The organism is Tardiphaga sp. vice304, assembly GCF_007018905.1.
Classification (GTDB): domain Bacteria; phylum Pseudomonadota; class Alphaproteobacteria; order Rhizobiales; family Xanthobacteraceae; genus Tardiphaga.
Genome location: NZ_CP041402.1, coordinates 679232 through 698287 on the forward strand (window position 1 = coordinate 679232; position 19056 = coordinate 698287).

Genomic DNA, 19056 nt, shown 5'->3' on the forward strand with positions numbered 1-19056 from the left:
TGTCGATCGGCTGCACGATCAGGCCGCTTGCTTGAGGGCGGCGAACTGAGCCACGCCGTCGTCGAACGCCCGCCGGAGGGCCGCCAGAATGGCGCGGGCGTCGGCGGCTTCCAGTTGCTCCGCTTCTCTTTCCAGGCGGGTTGCGAGCTCCGACATGCGGTCGAAACCGAAGGTGGCCGAGGTTGATTTCAACGAATGGGCATCGACCTTGACCACGTCGTGTCCCGGCGGAACGCCTGATTGCAGCCGGTCGAGGCGCTCCACCGTATCGTCGATGAAGGCCTGGTAGGCTTCCAACGCATCGCCGGCGCCGATTTCTGCGACCAGTTCGTCGAACGGCCGGCGACAGAACACCTCGGTGTCGTCGGACGGCATGCCTGCGGGCGCGCTGCCGAACGTATCCGACATCTGCGCAGCACTGCCGCGCAGATTCTCGATGTCGGCGCCCCACAGCGCCCGGAGCGCCGCCTGGACGAGAAACTTCTTGCGCACCGGCTTGGCGACGAAGTCGTTCATGCCGGCCCGCATGCAGGCCTCCTGGTCGTCCGCAAACGCGTTGGCCGTGAAGGCGACGATCGGGACACGGGCCAGACGGCCGCCCGACGCCCGAATGATGCTGGTCGCCGTCAAGCCATCCATCTCCGGCATCCGCATATCCATGAAGATGATGTCGAACTCGTGCGTCTCGACGGCGTCGATTGCCTCGAGCCCATCACAGGCTTCGACGATGACGACATCGAACTCCTGAAACATGCGTGACGCCACCAGCCGGTTGGTGCGGTTGTCATCGACGATCAGGATGCGCAACGGGCGCCCGGATTCATCGATCCGCATGCGAAGCAGGGCGATCGAGCAATCTTCTTCGCCCGCCTGCAGCGAGGGGGCATCGCAGATCGGCAAGGTCAGCTCGAACTGGAACGTCGAGCCGTGGCCCGGCTGCGACGCGGCGCGGATTTCGCCGCCCATCTGCTCGACCAGCCGCCGGCAGATCGACAGCCCGAGGCCGGACCCGCCGAACCGGCGGCTGACCGAGCTGTCGGCCTGGGTATAATCATCGAAAACGCTTCCCAGCCGGTCTTCCGCGATGCCCATCCCGGAGTCGGTAACCGTCCAGCGCATCCGGGCGCTTGTCTCGGTGCGTTGGAGGCACTCGAAGGTGACGCGTATCTCGCCCTTGGCGGTGAATTTGATCGCGTTCGACGTCAGGTTCAGCAGGATCTGGCGGATCCGACCGGCGTCTCCGAGCAGCCCCGGCGGCATCTCCGCGGCACCCTCGAATCGGAGTTGGAGACCTTTGGCGCCGGCGCTCGCCCGGACCACGCCGACCAGGTTGTCGAGCACGGAGATCGGCGCGAACTGGATGTTCTCCAGCGTGAAGTTGCCGGTCTCCAGCTTCGAGAAATCCAGAATGTCGTTGAGAATCTCGAGCAGACCGTCACCCGCCGTATGGATCGCTTGAACGACCTCCCGCTGGTCGGCCGCCAGGTCGGAATCGAGCAGGCTACTGGTCAATCCGATCACCGCATTCATCGGGGTGCGGATTTCATGGCTCATCACCGCCAGGAAGTTGGATTTGGCGCGATTGGCGGCCTCGGCCGCGCGCTCCTGTTGCCGCAGCAGCGCGGTCTCCGCCAGCACCTTGGCGCTTTCGGCGTCCTGTTTCTCCGCCTGCACCCGCCGCAACAATTCCTGCTGCTGCCACTTCCGCGCAACGACCATCGCCGCCAGGATCAGCACCAGAACCATGCCTCCCGTAAATCCCGCGACCAGCTTGACGGTCTTGCGCCATCCCGCGAGTAAGCTGTCTTCCGTCTGGGTGGTTATGATGGTCAGGGGGACGCCCGCCAGCTTCTTGACGGCCTTGATGCGTTCAAGGCCGTCCAACGGGCTGGCTCCGCGGGCTGATCCGCTGCCCGCCGCGGCGAGCCGCTTGACGTCCTCGCTTGCGACGATCTTGCCGATCTCTGACGACGCCGGAAAACGGGCCAGCAACGTGCCATCGTCGCGCAGCAGCGCTTGGCTGCTGCCGGCGCCGAGCGAGATCGAGCGATAGAAATCTTCGAAATATTGCAGCGAAATGGCCGCGAGGATCAGCCCGGCGAACTCGCCGTTGATCGAATTCACCCGGCGCGCGATGTAGATGTTCCAGGTGCCGCTTCCGCGATTCTTTACTGGCTCGCTGATAAAAGTCGATAGCGTCGGATCGCGGCTCAGCGCCTTGAAGTAATCCCGGTCGGCAACGTTGACGTCAGGAATCGGCCAGTATCTGGAAAAATTGATTAGTGTGCCGGAGGCATCGATCATCGTGATCGCCTCGAGCTGCGGCAAGCCGGCCAATTTGGCGCGCAGGAATTCGAAGGTCTCCTTGTGGCGCATCGCGGCAACATAGCTATCATTGTCGTAAACGCCCTGCAGCGCGAGATGATCGCCGATGCTCGACAGGATCAGATGGATCGACTGGAAAGAGCGCTCCGCCTGGCCCGCCAGCGTGAGACTGTGACGCTTCAGGCTGGTCTCCGCAGCCCGCATCGTCTCATCGCGCAGGTTGAGCACAAGAAAAATGCTTATCGTGCTGATCGCGACCGCCAGAAAGATGGTGGCCGTGGCCAGAATCCAGATCGGACGCCCCGGCCCGAGCCGCCACTGCGCGCTCGTCATGAACGCAGACCGATCTCGGCGGTGGCGCGGAGTTCGACGAAGCGGCGGCGGAGACTGGCCAGGTCCGCCGGTTTCGGAACAGGCTCGCGCATGTCGAGTCCGAGCGCGATACCCATCTGCCGCGCTTCCTCCGCCGTCCGTGGGTCAGAACCACTGATGATGATGATCGGTGCCCGGAAATCATAGCGCGCGAGTTCGCTGAGCACTTCGGTGCCGGCCCGTTCTCCCAGCGACAGGTCGAGCGTCGCGCCGCAGTATGAGGCTACCGAGAGAACGCTGATCACGGCGGCGCAACCGTCAGCTTCGACCGGATTGAGGCCCGCTCTTTCGGCGATTCGGCAGATGATCATGCGATGAACTTTGATGTCGTCGATCACGAGCAGGCGTGGTGCGTCATTGTCTTCCAGGTGGCCAGGGCGAGCGACGCTGGACTTTTCCGGACTGCCGTTGGCGAACATAACGATCTTTCTTCTGTTGAATGCCGATGCCCGCGTGGCAGCGTTCTCCAGCGTCATGATATCGATGGCAACCGTTGAGCGGGCGAACGGTTAACCATGCGATAATCCGGCCGGCGAAAGTTCGAAGGACGGCAGCTTGATCTCGTGTACTACCTTCGATATTACCCAATCGGTGTTTTCACGGCTCCGTAGGACTACGGTTTTCGTTGGCCAACTTTCTGCGTTCCTGTTTACGGTTTCATTTGAATCTAATGTTACAAAAGCGGGTTACCTGGGAATTGACTATCGAATGATGCACCCATCCACCCCGTCGTTGCGCCGCGCCTTGATCATCGACGATGACAAGGCGCAGGGCCTGATCATTGCCTCGATTGCGGCGAGCAATGGCTATCAGGTGACGAACGTCACATGCTTCGACAACGCCGTGGTCGCGCTCGAAAGCGAGCCGTTCCAATGCATCACGATCGATCTCGCGCTCGGCAGCCACGACGGTATCGAGGTGCTTCGGTTAGCTGCCAGCCTGCTAGGCGCCCCGCGCATCATTTTCATCAGCGGATGTGACGACGGGATTCTTGAGGCCGCTGTCCGGATGGCGGAGATCATCGGCGTGACGGATGCCTGTTCGATCCAGAAGCCGTTCAGGCCGGCCGATCTGCGCCGTCTTTTCGAAGACTCCGTCGGGCGGGCAATTGTCGCAGTTCCGGTCAGAAGCGAGCCGGTGACCAAGGCCATGATCGAACGCGGACTGTGCGGGTCCGAATTCTATGCCCAGTTTCAGCCCAAGGTGGCATTGTCCGATGGCCGTCTGGTCGGCTGCGAAGCCCTGGCGCGGTGGGACCAAGCCGGCCATGGCCGGATCCCGCCTGTGGAATTTATCCCGGCGGCGGAGGCATCTCGTCATATCGGGCGCATCACGGAATCGGTCATGGAACACTCATTTCCAATGGCCGCGATGATGGCAAGGCGTGATGCCAGCTTCAAGCTGGCCGTGAATCTTTCGCCGGCCTTGCTGTCGGATCTGTCACTGCCCGACGAGATCGAGGATCTGTTGCAGAAGCACGGTTTGCCGGCCAACAATCTTATTGTTGAAGTCACGGAAAGCCTCGCGATCGCCGATCATGCCAAGGCCGTCGATATTCTGTTACGTCTTCGGATCAAGGGCATCGGTATCTCGATCGACGATTTCGGAACCGGCTATGCATCGCTCGCCTTGCTGACACGGATTCCCTTCACCGAGCTGAAGATCGATCGATCGTTCGTTGCCAACTGCCTAGTCGATGACAGCATGCGCAAGATCGTCACCGGGTCGATCGAGATCGGGCATCAGTTCAACGTGGACGTCGTGGCAGAAGGCGTCGAGACCGCCGAAATTGCCCGCTTCCTTTGCGATCTCGGCTGCGACATCGGCCAGGGCTATCTTTATGCGCCCCCGCTATCCACGGCAGATCTGCTGGCGTGGGGCGGCCGTCGGTCATGACCCTCGGTCGATCACAACGGCGCTGGAGCCTGCGAGCACTGTAATGGCGCTGCCGAGTTGATTCAGGTCAACGGTGCGGCAGGGCCAACGGATAGGATAGGCGACTGAACCCGCGAGGGACGTCGCCTTGACCACTGCACCCGTGCTGACCGCCCTATCGAATGACAGTGGCCTCGAACTGCGTCCGGCCGGTTCGTGGATCGCTGCCAATGCGGCAGTCCTCGAACGGCTCTCCGCCGATGTCGCGCCAAAGGTCGATGCTGCAACCGCTGTCCGGCTGGACATGTCCGGCGTTCGCGAACTCGATACGCTGGGCGCCTGGTTGCTCGAAAAGATCGCGCGACGCGTGGCGCATGAGGGACACCCGGCCGCCATGACCGGCGTCGCGGAAAACTATGCCGGGTTGCTCGACGAGGTCCATCAGGTCAACCGCACCACGCCGGCGCCCGCTGCGGCGCGCAATCCTGTCGCGGCCCGACTGGACGATCTCGGGCGCGCGGCGCTTGGCACCAGCGAAGACATGGCCGTGTTCCTGCAGATGCTGGGCGCGCTCTGCGCGGCCAGCCTTCGCGTGCTGCGCCGGCCGCGGACGTTGCGGCTGACCTCGCTGACCTATCAGTTCTACCGGGTCGGCTGGCAGGCGATTCCCATCGTCGTGCTGATCACCTTCCTGATCGGCGCCATCATTGCACAGCAGGGCATCTTCCACTTCCGCAAGTTCGGCGCGGATTCCTATGTCGTCGATATGGTCGGCATCCTGGTATTGCGCGAACTGGGCGTGCTGATCGTGGCCATCATGGTGGCCGGCCGGTCCGGCAGCGCCTATACGGCCGAGCTCGGCTCGATGAAAATGCGCGAGGAGATCGACGCCCTTTCCACCATGGGGCTCGACCCGGTCGATGTATTGATCCTGCCGCGCATCGTGGCACTGGTGCTGGCGCTGCCGATCCTGACATTCATCGGCTCGATGGCCGCTTTGTATGGCGGTGGCCTGGTGGCGTGGTTCTACGGCGGCATGGGGCCGGCGATCTTCATCGCGCGGCTGCACGATGCGGTGTCGATCGCCAGTTTCGAGGTCGGCATGATCAAGGCGCCGTTCATGGCGCTGGTGATCGGCATCGTTGCCTGCAGCGAGGGGCTACGGGTGAAAGGCAGCGCGGAGTCGCTGGGCAAGCAGACGACGACATCGGTTGTGAAGTCGATCTTCCTGGTGATCGTGCTGGACGGCCTGTTTGCGATCTTCTTCGCATCGGTCGGGATGTGACGATGCCGGATCCCGCCAGCTTCGCCATTCGTGTCCGCGACCTCGTGGTTGGCTTCGGCAAGCGCGTGGTGATCGATCACCTGGCGCTGGATGTGCGCCGCGGCGAGATCCTCGGCCTGGTCGGCGCGTCGGGCGGCGGCAAGTCGGTGCTGATGCGGACCATCATCGGTTTGATCCCGCCACAGAGCGGCGCGATCGAGGTGATGGGGGTGACGATCGGTTCGACGCATGAGCGCCGCACCCAGGCGGCGGCGGGCCGCTGGGGCATCCTGTTCCAGCAGGGTGCGTTGTTCTCGTCCTTGACGGTGCGCCAGAACGTGCAGTTTCCGCTGCGCGAGAATCTGGTGCTGTCAGACGCGCTGCTCGACGAGATCGCCAATGCCAAGCTGGAAATGGTCGGGCTCACGGCGGAGGACGGCGACAAGTTTCCCTCCGAACTGTCCGGCGGCATGACCAAGCGCGCGGCACTGGCGCGCGCGCTGGCGCTCGATCCGGCCATCGTGTTTCTGGATGAGCCGACCTCCGGTCTGGACCCGATCGCCGCCGGTGAATTCGATGCCCTCATCAAGACCCTGCAGAAGACGCTGGGACTGACCGTGTTCATGGTCACCCACGACCTCGCCAGCCTCAATACCGTCTGCGACCGCGTGGCGGCGCTGGCCGACGGCAAGATCGTCGCCATCGGGCCGATGTCCGAGCTGATGCAATCCGAACATCCCTGGGTGCGGGCCTATTTCCACGGCAAGCGCTCTTTGATGCTGCAGCCGAAAGCGAGTTGAGCCATGGAAACCCGTGCCCCCTTCATTATTGTCGGCGCTTTCGTGCTGGCGGCCATCGTCGCCGTGTTCGGCTTCGTCTACTGGCTGCACAACACCGGCGGGCTCGGGCCGCGCACCGACTATCATGTGCAGTTCGAAGGCTCGGTGCCCGGCCTGCTGGTCGGCGCCGGCGTGCTGTTCAACGGCATTCGCGTCGGAGAGGTCACCGATCTGGCACTGGCGTCCGAAGATGCGCGTCGCGTCAATGTGACGATCTCTGTTGCCGCCGCCACGCCGGTGCGGGCCGATACCAAGGTTGGCCTCGAATTCCAGGGTTTGACGGGCGTGCCGGTGGTGGCGCTGGAAGGTGGCAAGCTCACAGCCGGCGGTGCGAAGGTGACCACCTTGATCGCTGATCCCGGTGCCGGCCAGAGCATGACCCAGGCGGCGCGCGATACGCTGCGTCGGGTCGATGGCGTACTGGCGGACAATGCGGGCGCGCTGAAGACGACGATCTCCAACCTGCAGGTTTTTACGGACGGCCTGGCGCGCAACACCGGAAAGCTCGACGGCATCGTCGCCGGTCTCGAGAAAATGACCGGCGGCGGGGCCGCTGCGCCCAAGACCACCTACGATCTGCACGCGGTGCAGGATGCCGCAGCACCCGGCCGCACGCTGAAAGCCCAACTCGGCCTGCCGGAGCCGACCGCCGTCGCGATGCTGCAAACCCAGCGTTTTCTGTTCTCGCCGGCAAAGGAGATGCCGGCGTTCGCGGATGCGATGTGGGCCGATAGCCTTCCAAAATTGTTGCAGGCGCGGCTGATCGAGGGGTTCGAGAACTACGATATCGCGCACGCGCCATTGCGCGCGGCGGATGCGCCGCCGCCGGATATCCAGTTGGTGCTCGACGTCAGGCGTTTCGAGATCACGACGGACGGCGAGCCCATGGCGGTGATCGCGCTGTCGGCGCGCCTCCTCGACAAGGATGGCAAGGTCAAGGCGTCGCGGCTGTTCGAGCAACGCCAGAAGCTCGACACGCTCGAACCCGCCGCGGCGGTTGCCGCCTATAACGACGCCTTCGGGCGGCTGTCCAGAGACGTGATCGGTTGGACGGTTGTGTCGATGTAGGGGTCCCGGTCGCGCTGCGGGGGGGCGGGTCTATTCGAGCGTCTTGAGGAAGGAAAGAAAATCGTTGATCTGGTCCGGCTCCAGTTGGAATTGCGGCATGGTCGGATGGCCGGTCACGATTCCTTCCGCCAGGGCTTCGGCCAGTGTCTCGATCGGATAGCGCGTGTGCAGGGTGCGGAAGGGCGGCGCGATCTTGAGCGGACTGGACGTCACGCGATCGATCGAATGGCACTCGGCGCAATTTGTCAGCGCAAAAGTCCTGCCGCGCTGTTCCGCCGGTGACATAGCAAGCGCTGGCGTGATCAGGACGACGGCAAGTACGAGTTGGACGAAAGGCTGTCGCATGAGCGGTGTGTCCTTCTGACGGATCACTTCAGTAAGTCGTACTGCCTGGTCGCGAGTTGACCTGCATCAAAGACGTCGTCGTTCCGGCTCCGTGCAAAACCTTGCTGGCCGGCGCCATCATCGCTGCGCGGCAGCGTCCAGATCGTACAGTTCGGCGAGTTGCCGACTGAGCTCTGTAGCGCGACAATCAGGATGAGAATCCCGCGACAATCAGGATGAGAATGCGCCGCTGCTGGGGTGACGAAGGGAGGGCGTAGCCCGACCGGAGGCACCCCAGCAGCGGCGTGTCGGCCCGAAGGGGCCTCATTGGCGGTAACGGCGGCTGGTAAAGCATCGGCTTCTCCTTCGAGAGGACCAGTGCTTTGGCCGGCCGGCATGTCACCGATCAACAAATGAGGCTTTTCATGAGCTTGCGTCGCAACCATTCGCCAGCCGTCGCCGCTGCAAAGGCTGGTTTCAGCACCTCCGCCGCCTACCGATACGAGAAGGATCCCCGACTTCCGACCCAGAAGAAGGCGCGCCGCGCACGCCGTCGAGCCGATCCGTTCATCGACGTTTGGGAGAACGAAGTTCTGCCGATACTGAGGGCCGCCCCCGGATTGCGGCCGATCGCCGTGTTCGAGGAACTATGCCGGCGGCATCCGGAACTGGGTTCTGGAACGCGGCGGACGCTCGAGCGGCGCATTCGGGCATGGCGGGCGGTGAACGGGCCGGATCGGGAGGTGATCTTCCGTCAGGAACATCCGCCGGGTCGCATGGGGTTGTCGGACTTCACCGAGGTCGCCGATCTCGGCGTCACCATTGCGGGCCAGTTGCTGGACTGCCGGCTCTATCACTTCCGGCTGCCTTTCTCCGGCTTCGAACACGCCCACGTCGTGCTCGGTGGCGAAAGCTTTGTCGCGCTGGCGGAAGGCTTGCAGAACGCGCTGTGGTCGCTGGGCGGGGTTCCGGAGCAGCACCGCAGCGACAGCCTGTCGGCCGCGTTCCGCAATCTCGGAGCCGATGCCAAGGAGGATTTGACGACGCGCTATGAGGCGTTCTGCGGCCATTACGGCATGACGCCGACCCGCAACAATCCCGGCGTATCGCATGAGAACGGCTCGATCGAAAGTGCGCATGGCCATCTCAAGAGAGCGCTGGCCGATGCCCTGCTGCTGCGTGCCTCACGCGACTTCGACGATCTTGCGGCCTGGCGGGGTTTTGTCGACGAGATCGTTGGCCGCGGCAACGCGCGCAATGCCAAGCGTATCGATCAGGAGCGGACGGCGCTGAAGAAACTGCCGGTGCGCAAGACCGCCGATTATGAGGAGGTCAACGTCGACGTCACGACCTCCAGCGCCTTCACGTTGCGCAAGGTGTTTTACTCGGTCCCATCCCGCCTGATCGGTCACCGGCTGCGCGTACGTCTTTATGACGACCGGCTCGAATGCTTCCAGGGCGCCACGCACATCATCACCTTGCGACGCGGGCGAACCCAGCCCAACGGCAAACACGGCCACGTCATCGACTATCGCCATGTCATCCATTCGCTGCGCCGCAAACCGATGGCGCTGCTCAATCTGGTCTATCGCGACCAGTTGTTCCCCCGCCGCGTCTACGCCCGTGCGTTCGACGCCTTGCTCGCCGGCATTGGCGAAAGACCAGCCTGCCGTGCCATGGTCGGGCTTCTGGCGCTCGCACATGAACGGGCCTGCGAGGCGGAGCTCGGTGCCGTGCTGCAAGCCACGCTCGACGACGGCATCCTGCCGGATCTCAAGGCGCTGATCGAACGCTTCCGACCGAAGGGCATGGCACTACCGGTCGTCGTCGTCACGCTGCCCTCGCTCGCTATCTACGACCAGATTGCCGCGGCTGTGGGAGAAGCCGCATGAACGCGACCGTCAAGATCGACGCCGCCCGTGTCGAATTGCTGCTCAGCGAACTGCGTCTGCCCGGCATCAAGCTGATCTGGGCCGCCCTGGCGGAAACCGCCGATAAGGAAGGCTGGCCCGCCGCCCGCTTCCTGGCGGCCCTGGCTGAACAGGAGATGGTGGAGCGAAACCGTCGTCGCTTCGAGCGTCATCTGGATGAAGCCCGCCTGCCGCCGGGCAAGACCCTCGCTGCATTCGACTTCGATGCCGTGCCGATGATCTCAAAGGCGCAGGTGCAGGCTCTCGCCGCCGGTGACGCCTGGCTCGACAAGGGCGCCAATCTGTTGTGTTTTGGTCCCCCTGGCGGCGGCAAATCGCATCTGGCAGCGGCGCTCGGCATGGCCCTGATCGAAAACGGTTGGCGCGTGTTGTTCACCAGAACCACCGATCTCGTGCAAAAGCTCCAGATCGCGCGCCGCGATCTCACGCTTGAAGCGGCGATCGCCAAACTCGACAAATATCACCTGCTGATCCTCGACGATCTGGCCTATGTGACCAAGGATCAAGCGGAGACCAGCGTTCTGTTCGAGTTGATCAGCGCTCGCTACGAACGCCGCTCGATGCTGATCACCGCCAATCAGCCATTCGGTGAATGGGGAAAAATCTTCCCGGATCAAGCTATGACCCTCGCGGCGATCGACCGCCTCGTCCATCACGCCACGATCCTCGAAATGAATGTCGACAGCTATCGCCGGAAAGAGGCTCTCGACAAGGCTCGTGGAGCCGGACGACCGCCAACGCGCGCGACAATCAAAGCGTCATCCTGATTGTCGCTCCACGACAATCAACTCTACAGCACGCGATTATCGCTTGCGTTATCGTCAGGCCGCGACAATCATCCCCACGCCGCGACCGCTAAATTGCCATCCTGATTGTCGCGCTTCCCATCCAGATTGACGCGCTACAGAGCTCCATCAGCCGGTTGCGAAACGGCGTTTGCGCGGCATCCGAATAGCTCACCATGATCCGCCAGCTGTTATCGAGCGGATAGATGAGGAGGGCCATGTTCGCCGGCCAGGGGCCGATGTCCCGCGAAGCTTGCCGGATGATCTTTTGCAGTTCGGCGACCGTCTTCTTCGGTTTCATCGGAATGCGGCGCTCCTAGCTGCTTCCGATCAGAATGCCGGTTGCGACCACCAGCCCGCCGCCGAGCATCACCTTGGCCGCGGCCGAGAACGGCGAGGTGTCCATGTAGCGCCACTGGATGAAGGCAATGGCCAGCAATTCCAGGAATACGACGACGACCGCCAGAATGGTCGCGGTGTAAAAATCCGGCAGCAGGTAGGGGAGCGTATGGCCGATACCGCCGGCGATGGTCATCAGCCCGCACACCGTACCCCGGAGATAGGGGGTGCCTCGGCCCGACAGCTTGCCGTCGTCCGCGAGCGCTTCGGCGAAGCCCATCGAGATGCCGGCGCCAAGCGACGCGGCGATGCCGACCTGGAAGGCGGTCCAGGGATCATGGGTGCCGAACGCCGCCGCGAATACCGGGGCGAGGGTCGAGACCGACCCATCCATCAGACCGACCAGGCCGGGCTGGATGATACGCAGGATGAAACTGCGGTGGGCCTCCTCGTCTTCCCGGCCGCGGGCCTCGTCGGGCAAACGCTTGCGCTCGATGTCGGCTGCCCGGCGCTCATGCGTGGCTTCGACAGCGGCGAGGTCGCCGAGCAGCCTGCGGATATCGGCATCCGTCGTCTGGTTGGCGGCGTTTTGATAGAATCGCTGGGAGTCCTGTTCCATCTGCCGGGCTTGCTGCCGTACAGCGTCGATGCCGCTCAGCCGGACCTGCCAGAGCTTCTTTCGTGGAACGAAGCCTTGGACGTCCTGGCGCCGCACCAGCGGGATGTGCTCGCCGAATTTGGAAACATAGAGATCGATCAGCGCGCGCCGATGGTCATTCTCCTCGGCGGCCATGTCGGAAAAGATGCGAGCGGTGTCGGGATGCTCCGCCCTCAACCCTTCTGCAAAGTCGGAGTAGGTCCGGCTGTCCTCTTCCTCGCTGTTGATGGCAAGGGCAAGGATCTCTGCCGCTGTAAGCTTGATCAAGGACTTCATGGCAATTCCTTAGAACGATTCTAAGGAAGCGTTCTAGGGCGTAGCGACGTAGCGGTCAAGCCGACGACCGGGAAGGCCGAAAAGAACAAAGCCAAGCCTTTTCAGTAACCTACCGGCCACCCGGCAAGATCGGCTGTCTGGGCGCCATTGCCGTTCCCGATCACTCGCTGATGTCGCGCAGGCGCTGGCGGTTCTTGATCACGATCTGGCGGGCGCCGGAAAAGTCCAGCACGCCCTGTTCATGGAGCTGTGACAAAGCCCGTGACACGGTTTCGAGCGTCAGGCCGAGATAGTCGCCGATGTCGCGGCGGCACATCGGCAGCGCCACCATTTTGGCGACGGCCAGACGGCGGTCCATTTCCAGCAGGAAGGCGGCAACCCGCTCCATGGCCGTCTTGCAGCCGAGCAGCAGCATGTGGTCCTCGGCGTGACGCAACTCGCCGGACGTCACGTTCCAGAGGAGGCGCGACACCTGGACATCGACCTTCGCGACATTTTCCAAAGCGCGGCGCTGGATCAGCCGGACTTCGGTGGCGCACAGGGCTTCCGCGGTAGCGCGGTGTTTTGAGCCGTATTCAAGGCCGAACACGTCACCCGGCAAATGGAACGAACCGATCTGGCGGCGACCGTCGGACAGAAGCTTGTAGGTGCGGACGGCGCCGTGCACGACCTGGTAGACATATTCGGCGGTCTCGTCTTCGCCGAAGATCTCCTCTTCCTTCTGGTAGCGGAAGCTGGTCGCCACCATGCTCGCCAGGCCCATCACGGTCGCGAACTGGTCATCCGGGACGGCTGGACACATCGCCCGTGCAAAAAGCGATTTTGGTTCGGTCAGTGCAGCTGATTGGTTGAGCATGGCCATCTCCTTGTTGATGGCCACTTGTAAGCGGTAACAGGCGCCTCCCGATATTTGGTCCGTTATCTTAAGGGCATTGCCCTAAGTAGGTTTACGGATGTCCTTCGTATGCGCGTCCGCTCCAGCATTGGCGGCCGGCAGCATACTGGTGATACGGGAGATCAGGCTGTCTTCCAGGTCTGGCTTGAGCAGGACCTGCTGGATGCCGGCTGCCGCTGCCTTGATGTAGATCGAGTCGTCGGGAAAGCCGGTCACCAGGATCACCGGCGTCGCAACACCGCGGGCGCGCAACTGCGCCGCGACCTGCAGACCATCGAGTTCGGGCATCTTGTAGTCGATCACGATGCAATCGGAGGGGTGTAGCGTGGCCCAGTCCAGCATCGACGCGCCGCTGCGAAACGTCCGGACTGCAAAGTCGTGCGTTTCCAGCAGGAATTGCAGCGAGCTGAGCACAGGCACATCGTCATCAAGGACCAGGATGGTCGGTTTCGGGATGCTCATTGAAAATAATGCCGCTGCACGAGCAAATATGATCGGCAAACATAACCGAAATCGCCAGCCGCCCGTTGATCTGCCTCAATCCCCGAGCACGCCGGCCCGCACCGCCAGCCGGACCAGCTCGGACAGGTTGCGCGCCTGCATTTTCGTCATGACATTGGCCCGGTAGACCTCGATGGTCCGCGGGCTGATCGCATAGTCGCGGGCGATCAGCTTGTTGGAGAGCCCGGCGACCAGACCGTCCATCACCTGGCGCTCACGCTGGCTGAGGCTGGCAATGCGCGCCGCCAGATCGATCGCGGCGCCCTTGTTCTTGGCGCTGTCTTCGCCCTGCTTGAAGGCGGTGCGGATCGCCCCGATCAGGCGCTCGTCTTCGAACGGCTTCTCGAGAAAGTCCAAAGCCCCGAGCTTGATCGCTTCCACCGCCAGCGGGATGTCGCCGTGGCCGGTCATGATGATGATCGGCAATTCCGAGCGCTTCATCTTCAGGCTGCGAAGAAGGTCGATTCCGTTGATCCCCGGCATCCGGATATCCGACACGACGCAACCGAACGAAAGTCCGGGCATCTGCTCCAGGAACACCGAGGCGTCGCTGAACAGCGTCACCGTAAAACCCGCCGAATCGAGCAGGAATTCGAGCGATTCGCGCATCGCTGCGTCATCGTCGATGACGTAGACCGTGCCTTCAAGTGACATGGGTAAGATCCTGGGAAGGTGCGGCGGGCAGGGTGAAGCGGAACGTGGCGCCGCCCAAGGGATTGCTTTCGGCCAATAATTTTCCACCATGGGCCTCGACGATCGACCGGCTGATCGACAGCCCGACGCCCATCCCGGTGGATTTGGTCGTAAAGAAGGTCTGAAACAGCTTGGCGGCGGCCTCATTGCTGAAGCCGCTGCCGGTGTCGGTGACGACGATCTCGATCATGTCGTCGGGCGCCCGTCCATTGGTCACGGACAATTCCTGTTTCGGCGCGTTCTGCATCGCCTCCACGGCGTTGCGAAACAGGTTGACCAGCACCTGCTGGATCTGCACGCGATCGACTATCACGCGGTCGAACCGGGGATCGAGGTGGAAATTCAACAGAACGCCCTGTTCGCGGGATCCGGTCAGGCCGAGCGCACCGGATTCCTCGACCAGCTTGGCGAGGCTCTCCACGCGCTTCTCGGATTCGTCCCGCGACACGAAATCGCGTAGCCGGCGGATGATCTGCCCGGCGCGCACCGCCTGTTCCGCCGCCTTGTTGAGGGCGTTCTGGATCTTCAGCACGGCGGGATCGGTGCTGGCCTCCAGCAGGCGACGCGAACCGTTCATGTAATTGCTGATCGAGGCCAGCGGCTGGTTCAGCTCGTGGGCCAGCGCCGAGGCCATCTCGCCCATCGCGGTCAGGCGTGACATATGAATGAGCTCGGACTGCAGGGACTGCAGTTGCATCTGGGTTTGCTGCTGTTCGGTCAGGTCGCGGATAAAGCCGGTGAAGAAGCGTTCACCGCCGGATTGCATCTCGCCGATCGACAGGTGCATCGGGAAGTTCGTACCGTCGTGGCGGCGGCCGGTGACGATCCGGCCGATGCCGATAATGTGCCGCTCCCGCGTCTTGTCGTAGCGCTTCAAGTACTGGTCATGGTGAGAGCCGTCCGACTCCGGCATCAACATGCTGACGTTCTGGCCGGTCGCCTCAAGGCCGCTGATGCCGAACATGTGCTCCGCCGCCAGGCTGAAGGACTGAATCGTGCCGGTCTTGTCGATTACGACCATCGCGTCGGGCACGGTGTCCAGGATGGAGATCAGATGCGCCTCCCGGGTGCGCAGCCTCTCCTCCAGTCGCTTCTGTTCGTCGATATCGAGCACGACGCCGCTGAGGTGGGTCATCGCGCCGTCCGGCCCGCCGATCATGCCGCCTTTGATATGGATCCAGTGCGGACCCGTATCCGGCCGGACGATCCGGTATTCCATATCGAAATGGCAACCGGTCTTGAAGCAGCGTTGCATCGCCTGTCGGGTGCGTTTGCGGTCTTCCGGCTCCAGCAGGGCCAAAAACCGTGCGAGAGAAAGCGTTTCGGATGACGTCACGCCAAAATGAGCGCGGGTGATCGAGGACCACGTCATTTCGCGGGTTGCCAGGTCGATCTCCCACGTGCCGACGCCCGACATGGCGAAGCCACGCTGCTTGGTGTCACTCGGAAGTCGTGTCTGGTGCTGCAATTCTGCGCCTTCGTTCGCGGCTAGGCCCTGCGCCTGAAGCGGTTCTAGCATGTTCCATTGCGCGACCGAAACATGAAGGTCAGTGGCAGGCAAGCCGGCCTGGCCACAACCGCTGCGTTTTTTTGACTTTGGTCAACAGCAGGTCTGCCCCGTTGTGATGGAATGCAGCAATCGGGGGAGTTCACGGCGCGACAGCGGGCCGCGCCGTACACCGAATAGGACAGCTTCTTGTACAAATTTCTTGAACAAACCGCCGGCGAAAACATGACCACCGCGGTGAAGACCGTGACCGGTGGGCTGACGATGCGCGAGCTGGGCAAGATGTTCGACCAGGATAATTTCAATGCCTATCCGGTCAAGGAAAACGAGCACGTCGTCGGGCTTGTCTCGAAATTCGACTACCTGGCCTGCTTCGTCTTTACGCCCGACCATATCCTGCCGCGCTACGAACAATTGATGCAGCGGACCGTCGCGGAGGTCATGACCACCGAATTCATCTATGTAGGCAAGGAAACAAAACTGACGCGGGTGCTCCAGTTGATGGTCGATCACCGCATCCGCAGCATGCCGGTGATCGAGGCCGATCGCCGGCTGTCCGGCGTCATTTCGCGCGACGACGTGATGCGCGCATTGGTGCGCAGCGCGGGCGAGGCGGTCTGAACTGCAGCGCATTTTTCAGCTGACATTACTTCAAAGGAGACGAACGTGGCCATCAAGGACATTCTGTTGCCGCTGGTCGGCGAACCCAGCCCCGCGGCGATTGCGGCGATCGAAAAATGTATCGCGTTGGCCGTGGATGTCGGCGCGCGCATCACCGCCGTGGCGATCGAACTCGATGTCGGCGTCGCGGTGCGACCGCATGTAATGATTTCCGGCGCCACCGAGGCGGCTGAAGCCCTGGCGAACGTCACGGGTCTGGTCGCCGCGTTCGAGGCCGCCACGGTCCGTCTGGGCGCGCGCAGCGTGCACGCCATCCAGCGGCTGCCGCAGCGCGACGTGGCGGCGTATTTCGCCCGGACCGCGCGGCTCGCCGATCTGACGCTGCTGCCGAGCCGGCCGCATCATGCCAACCTCGAAAGCCTGGTCGAGCGGCTGATTTTCGAATCCGGCCGTCCGATCATCCTGTGCCCCGAAAATCTGGCGGATGGGCTGGTGTCGAACGTCAAACATATTGCCATTGCTTGGGACCACTCCGCACCGGCCGCCCGCGCCATTGCCGACGCGATTCCGCTGTTGCAGGCGGCCGCGACGGTCCGCATTTTCACCGTGACCGACGCCGAGACAGCGGCCGAGCGCGAATCCGGCGCCGCCATGGTGACGCATCTGGCCCTGCATGGCGTCACCGCCAGCTTCGAGATCGTGAAGCGCGGCAGCGGTCCGGTCGGCAAGGTGTTTGCAACGCAGGTAAAGGCGCATGCGATCGATCTGCTGGTGATGGGGGCCTACCATCATTCCAGGCTCAACGAGTGGGTCTGGGGCGGCGCCAGCAATTCGATCCTCAACGAGCCGCCATGCTGGGTGCTGATGTCGCACTGAGCGGCGGGCCACGATCCGTATCCGCTGCGTCAGCCGCGGTTCAGTCAAAGACGCCAGGATGCATCGAATCCGGATGCAGCCTGGCGCTTTACTGTCGGGTACAGCGCATGGGCGCTCGCCTCGATCGGGATCCCGGCTGCTGGCTCGATTGAAAATTTCCTGGGCAAGGCCCCCGACTTTGACCTTCATCAAATCGTTTGCGGCTTTCTCGTGATTGAACTCACGACACCACGAGGAAAATCGCGATGCAGCCAAACAGCGACGTTAAATGGATGACCTTCGGCGAGTCAGGACTGGCCGCGCTATTCACCGCAGCGGTGTTCCTCTGTATCCTCGGAGCTGCCAGGGCAGAGGATGCGCCGTTTGCCTTCCATGCCGCGCTGGGGGGCGCGGCAAGCTTGGTGGCCGTCTTTGCGATCTTCAATCGTTATTTCGAGCGCTCGGCGTTGCCACCGCAGGAAATCAACGGTCTTCCGAATTATAACCTCGGCCCGATCAAGTTCGCCTCGTTCATGGCGATGTTCTGGGGCATCGCCGGCTTCACGGTCGGGTTGCTGATCGCGCTGCAACTGGCATGGCCGGCGCTGAATTTCGATCTGCCCTGGACCAGCTTCGGCCGGCTGCGTCCGCTGCACACCTCGGCGGTGATCTTCGCCTTCGGCGGAAACGTGCTGCTCGCCACGTCCTTTTATGTCGTGCAGAAGACCGGCCGGGTCCGACTCGCTGGCGACCTCGCGCCGTGGTTCGTCGTGCTGGGCTACAATTTCTTCATCCTGATCGCCGGCACCGGCTATCTGCTCGGCGTCACCCAGTCGAAGGAATATGCCGAGCCGGAATGGTACGCCGACCTCTGGCTGACGATCGTCTGGGTGACCTATCTGCTGGTGTTCGTCGCGACGCTGATGAAGCGTAAAGAGCCGCACATCTTCGTCGCCAACTGGTTCTATCTCGCCTTCATCGTCACCATCGCCGTGCTGCATCTCGGCAACAATCCCGCGCTGCCGGTTTCGTTCTTCGGCTCGAAGAGCTACGTCGCCTGGGGCGGCGTGCAGGATGCCATGTTCCAGTGGTGGTATGGCCACAACGCGGTCGGCTTCTTCCTGACCGCCGGCTTCCTCGCCATCATGTACTACTTCATTCCGAAGCGCGCGGAGCGGCCGATCTATTCCTACCGGCTGTCGATCGTGCATTTCTGGGCGATCATCTTCCTCTATATCTGGGCCGGCCCGCACCATCTGCACTACACGGCACTGCCGGACTGGGCGCAGACGCTCGGCATGACGTTCTCGATCATGCTGTGGATGCCGTCATGGGGCGGCATGATCAACGGCCTGATGACGCTGTCGGGCGCCTGGGACAAGCTGCGGACCGATCCGGTGCTGCGCATGCTGGTCGTATCGGTCGCATTCTACGGCATGTCCACCTTCGAAGGCCCGCTGATGTCGATCAAGGTGGTGAATTCGCTCAGCCACTACACCGACTGGACCATCGGGCACGTGCATTCCGGCGCGCTGGGCTGGGTCGGCTTCGTCTCGTTCGGCGCGCTGTATTGCCTGGTGCCGTGGATCTGGCAGCGCAAGCAGCTCTATAGCCTGCGTCTGGTGAGCTGGCACTTCTGGGTCGCGACGCTCGGTATCGTTCTCTACATCTCCGCGATGTGGGTATCCGGAATTCTCCAGGGTCTGATGTGGCGTGCCTACACCTCGCTGGGTTTCCTCGAATACTCGTTCATCGAAAGTGTCGAGGCGATGCATCCCTTCTACATCATCCGCGCAATCGGCGGCGGGCTGTTCCTGATCGGAGCGCTGATCATGGCCTACAATTTGTGGATGACGGTGCGCGTGGGCGAAGCCGAATCCGAAGTGCATCTGCCAGCCGGCCCGTCCCTGCAAGCGGCCGAGTGAGGA

At 62.6% G+C, this 19056-nt stretch carries 18 protein-coding genes; 9 read left to right on the plus strand and 9 right to left on the minus strand.

Annotated elements, in window-relative coordinates:
* Positions 1–18: 18 nt before the first annotated feature.
* Together FNL56_RS03170 and FNL56_RS03175 are read right to left on the minus strand one after the other, a co-directional pair.
* Positions 19–2658 carry a hybrid sensor histidine kinase/response regulator gene (locus tag FNL56_RS03170; protein ID WP_143577469.1) on the minus strand — a complete coding sequence of 880 codons (2640 nt, stop codon included), beginning with the start codon at positions 2656–2658 and terminating at the stop codon, positions 19–21.
* Complete coding sequence (locus FNL56_RS03175) at positions 2655–3173, minus strand: response regulator (RefSeq protein WP_246660842.1); 519 nt, start codon at positions 3171–3173, stop codon at positions 2655–2657. Before FNL56_RS03175 ends, FNL56_RS03170 begins: the two co-directional genes overlap by 4 nt.
* A gap of 268 nt (positions 3174–3441) precedes the next feature.
* Here FNL56_RS03175 and FNL56_RS03180 point away from each other — a divergent pair, with 268 nt between their 5' ends.
* The 4 genes from FNL56_RS03180 (at position 3442) to FNL56_RS03195 (ending at position 7743) form a co-directional block, all read left to right on the plus strand.
* Entirely contained in the window at positions 3442–4593 is a 1152-nt protein-coding gene (locus FNL56_RS03180; RefSeq protein ID WP_168204635.1) for an EAL domain-containing response regulator, read from the plus strand.
* Positions 4594–4720: 127 nt separating this feature from the next.
* Entirely contained in the window at positions 4721–5857 is a 1137-nt protein-coding gene (locus FNL56_RS03185; protein ID WP_143577470.1) for an MlaE family ABC transporter permease, read from the plus strand.
* A 2-nt stretch (positions 5858–5859) separates the two neighbouring features.
* Positions 5860–6636 carry an ABC transporter ATP-binding protein gene (locus FNL56_RS03190; protein ID WP_168202846.1) on the plus strand — a complete coding sequence of 259 codons (777 nt, stop codon included), beginning with the start codon at positions 5860–5862 and terminating at the stop codon, positions 6634–6636.
* 3 nt (positions 6637–6639) lie between these two features.
* Positions 6640–7743: an ABC-type transport auxiliary lipoprotein family protein gene (locus tag FNL56_RS03195; protein ID WP_143577471.1), complete on the plus strand. Its 1104-nt coding sequence runs from the start codon at positions 6640–6642 to the stop codon at positions 7741–7743.
* Between the two features lie 30 nt (positions 7744–7773).
* On the opposite strand, the gene FNL56_RS03200 is transcribed toward FNL56_RS03195, so the two are convergent.
* Positions 7774–8088, minus strand: coding sequence for a c-type cytochrome (locus tag FNL56_RS03200; RefSeq protein ID WP_143575999.1), 315 nt, complete (start codon positions 8086–8088; stop codon positions 7774–7776).
* A gap of 362 nt (positions 8089–8450) precedes the next feature.
* On the opposite strand from FNL56_RS03200, the gene istA reads away from it, so the two are divergent.
* Together istA and istB are read left to right on the plus strand one after the other, a co-directional pair.
* Complete coding sequence (gene istA, locus FNL56_RS03205; protein ID WP_143581760.1) at positions 8451–9959, plus strand: IS21 family transposase; 1509 nt, start codon at positions 8451–8453, stop codon at positions 9957–9959.
* Positions 9956–10765 (plus strand): IS21-like element helper ATPase IstB, encoded by an 810-nt coding sequence (gene istB, locus FNL56_RS03210; RefSeq protein ID WP_143581761.1) that lies wholly within the window; start codon positions 9956–9958, stop codon positions 10763–10765. The genes istA and istB overlap by 4 nt, the downstream gene beginning before the upstream one ends.
* An 88-nt stretch (positions 10766–10853) precedes the next feature.
* Here istB and FNL56_RS03215 read toward each other — a convergent pair whose 3' ends face one another.
* The 6 genes from FNL56_RS03215 to FNL56_RS03240 form a co-directional block, all read right to left on the minus strand.
* Entirely contained in the window at positions 10854–11084 is a 231-nt protein-coding gene (locus FNL56_RS03215) for a hypothetical protein (RefSeq protein WP_143581768.1), read from the minus strand.
* 15 nt (positions 11085–11099) lie between these two features.
* Positions 11100–12056, minus strand: coding sequence for an iron exporter MbfA (mbfA, locus tag FNL56_RS03220; RefSeq protein ID WP_143571563.1), 957 nt, complete (start codon positions 12054–12056; stop codon positions 11100–11102).
* A 160-nt stretch (positions 12057–12216) separates the two neighbouring features.
* The gene (locus FNL56_RS03225) at positions 12217–12912 is read right to left on the minus strand and encodes a helix-turn-helix domain-containing protein (protein WP_143571564.1); all 696 of its coding nucleotides are present in this window, start codon (positions 12910–12912) and stop codon (positions 12217–12219) included.
* Between the two features lie 81 nt (positions 12913–12993).
* Positions 12994–13413, minus strand: a complete 420-nt coding sequence (locus FNL56_RS03230; protein ID WP_143571565.1) for a response regulator — start codon at positions 13411–13413, stop codon at positions 12994–12996.
* Between the two features lie 75 nt (positions 13414–13488).
* Entirely contained in the window at positions 13489–14106 is a 618-nt protein-coding gene (gene fixJ / locus FNL56_RS03235) for a response regulator FixJ (RefSeq protein ID WP_143571566.1), read from the minus strand.
* The gene (locus FNL56_RS03240; RefSeq protein ID WP_143576000.1) at positions 14096–15562 is read right to left on the minus strand and encodes a sensor histidine kinase; all 1467 of its coding nucleotides are present in this window, start codon (positions 15560–15562) and stop codon (positions 14096–14098) included. Before FNL56_RS03240 ends, fixJ begins: the two co-directional genes overlap by 11 nt.
* Before the next feature lie 279 nt (positions 15563–15841).
* On the opposite strand from FNL56_RS03240, the gene FNL56_RS03245 reads away from it, so the two are divergent.
* From FNL56_RS03245 to ccoN, 3 genes are all read left to right on the plus strand, one after another.
* Positions 15842–16273, plus strand: coding sequence for a CBS domain-containing protein (locus FNL56_RS03245; RefSeq protein WP_143571567.1), 432 nt, complete (start codon positions 15842–15844; stop codon positions 16271–16273).
* Between the two features lie 45 nt (positions 16274–16318).
* Positions 16319–17149, plus strand: a complete 831-nt coding sequence (locus FNL56_RS03250) for a universal stress protein (protein WP_143571568.1) — start codon at positions 16319–16321, stop codon at positions 17147–17149.
* A 245-nt stretch (positions 17150–17394) separates the two neighbouring features.
* Complete coding sequence (gene ccoN / locus FNL56_RS03255) at positions 17395–19053, plus strand: cytochrome-c oxidase, cbb3-type subunit I (RefSeq protein WP_441351265.1); 1659 nt, start codon at positions 17395–17397, stop codon at positions 19051–19053.
* Positions 19054–19056 lie beyond the last annotated feature (3 nt).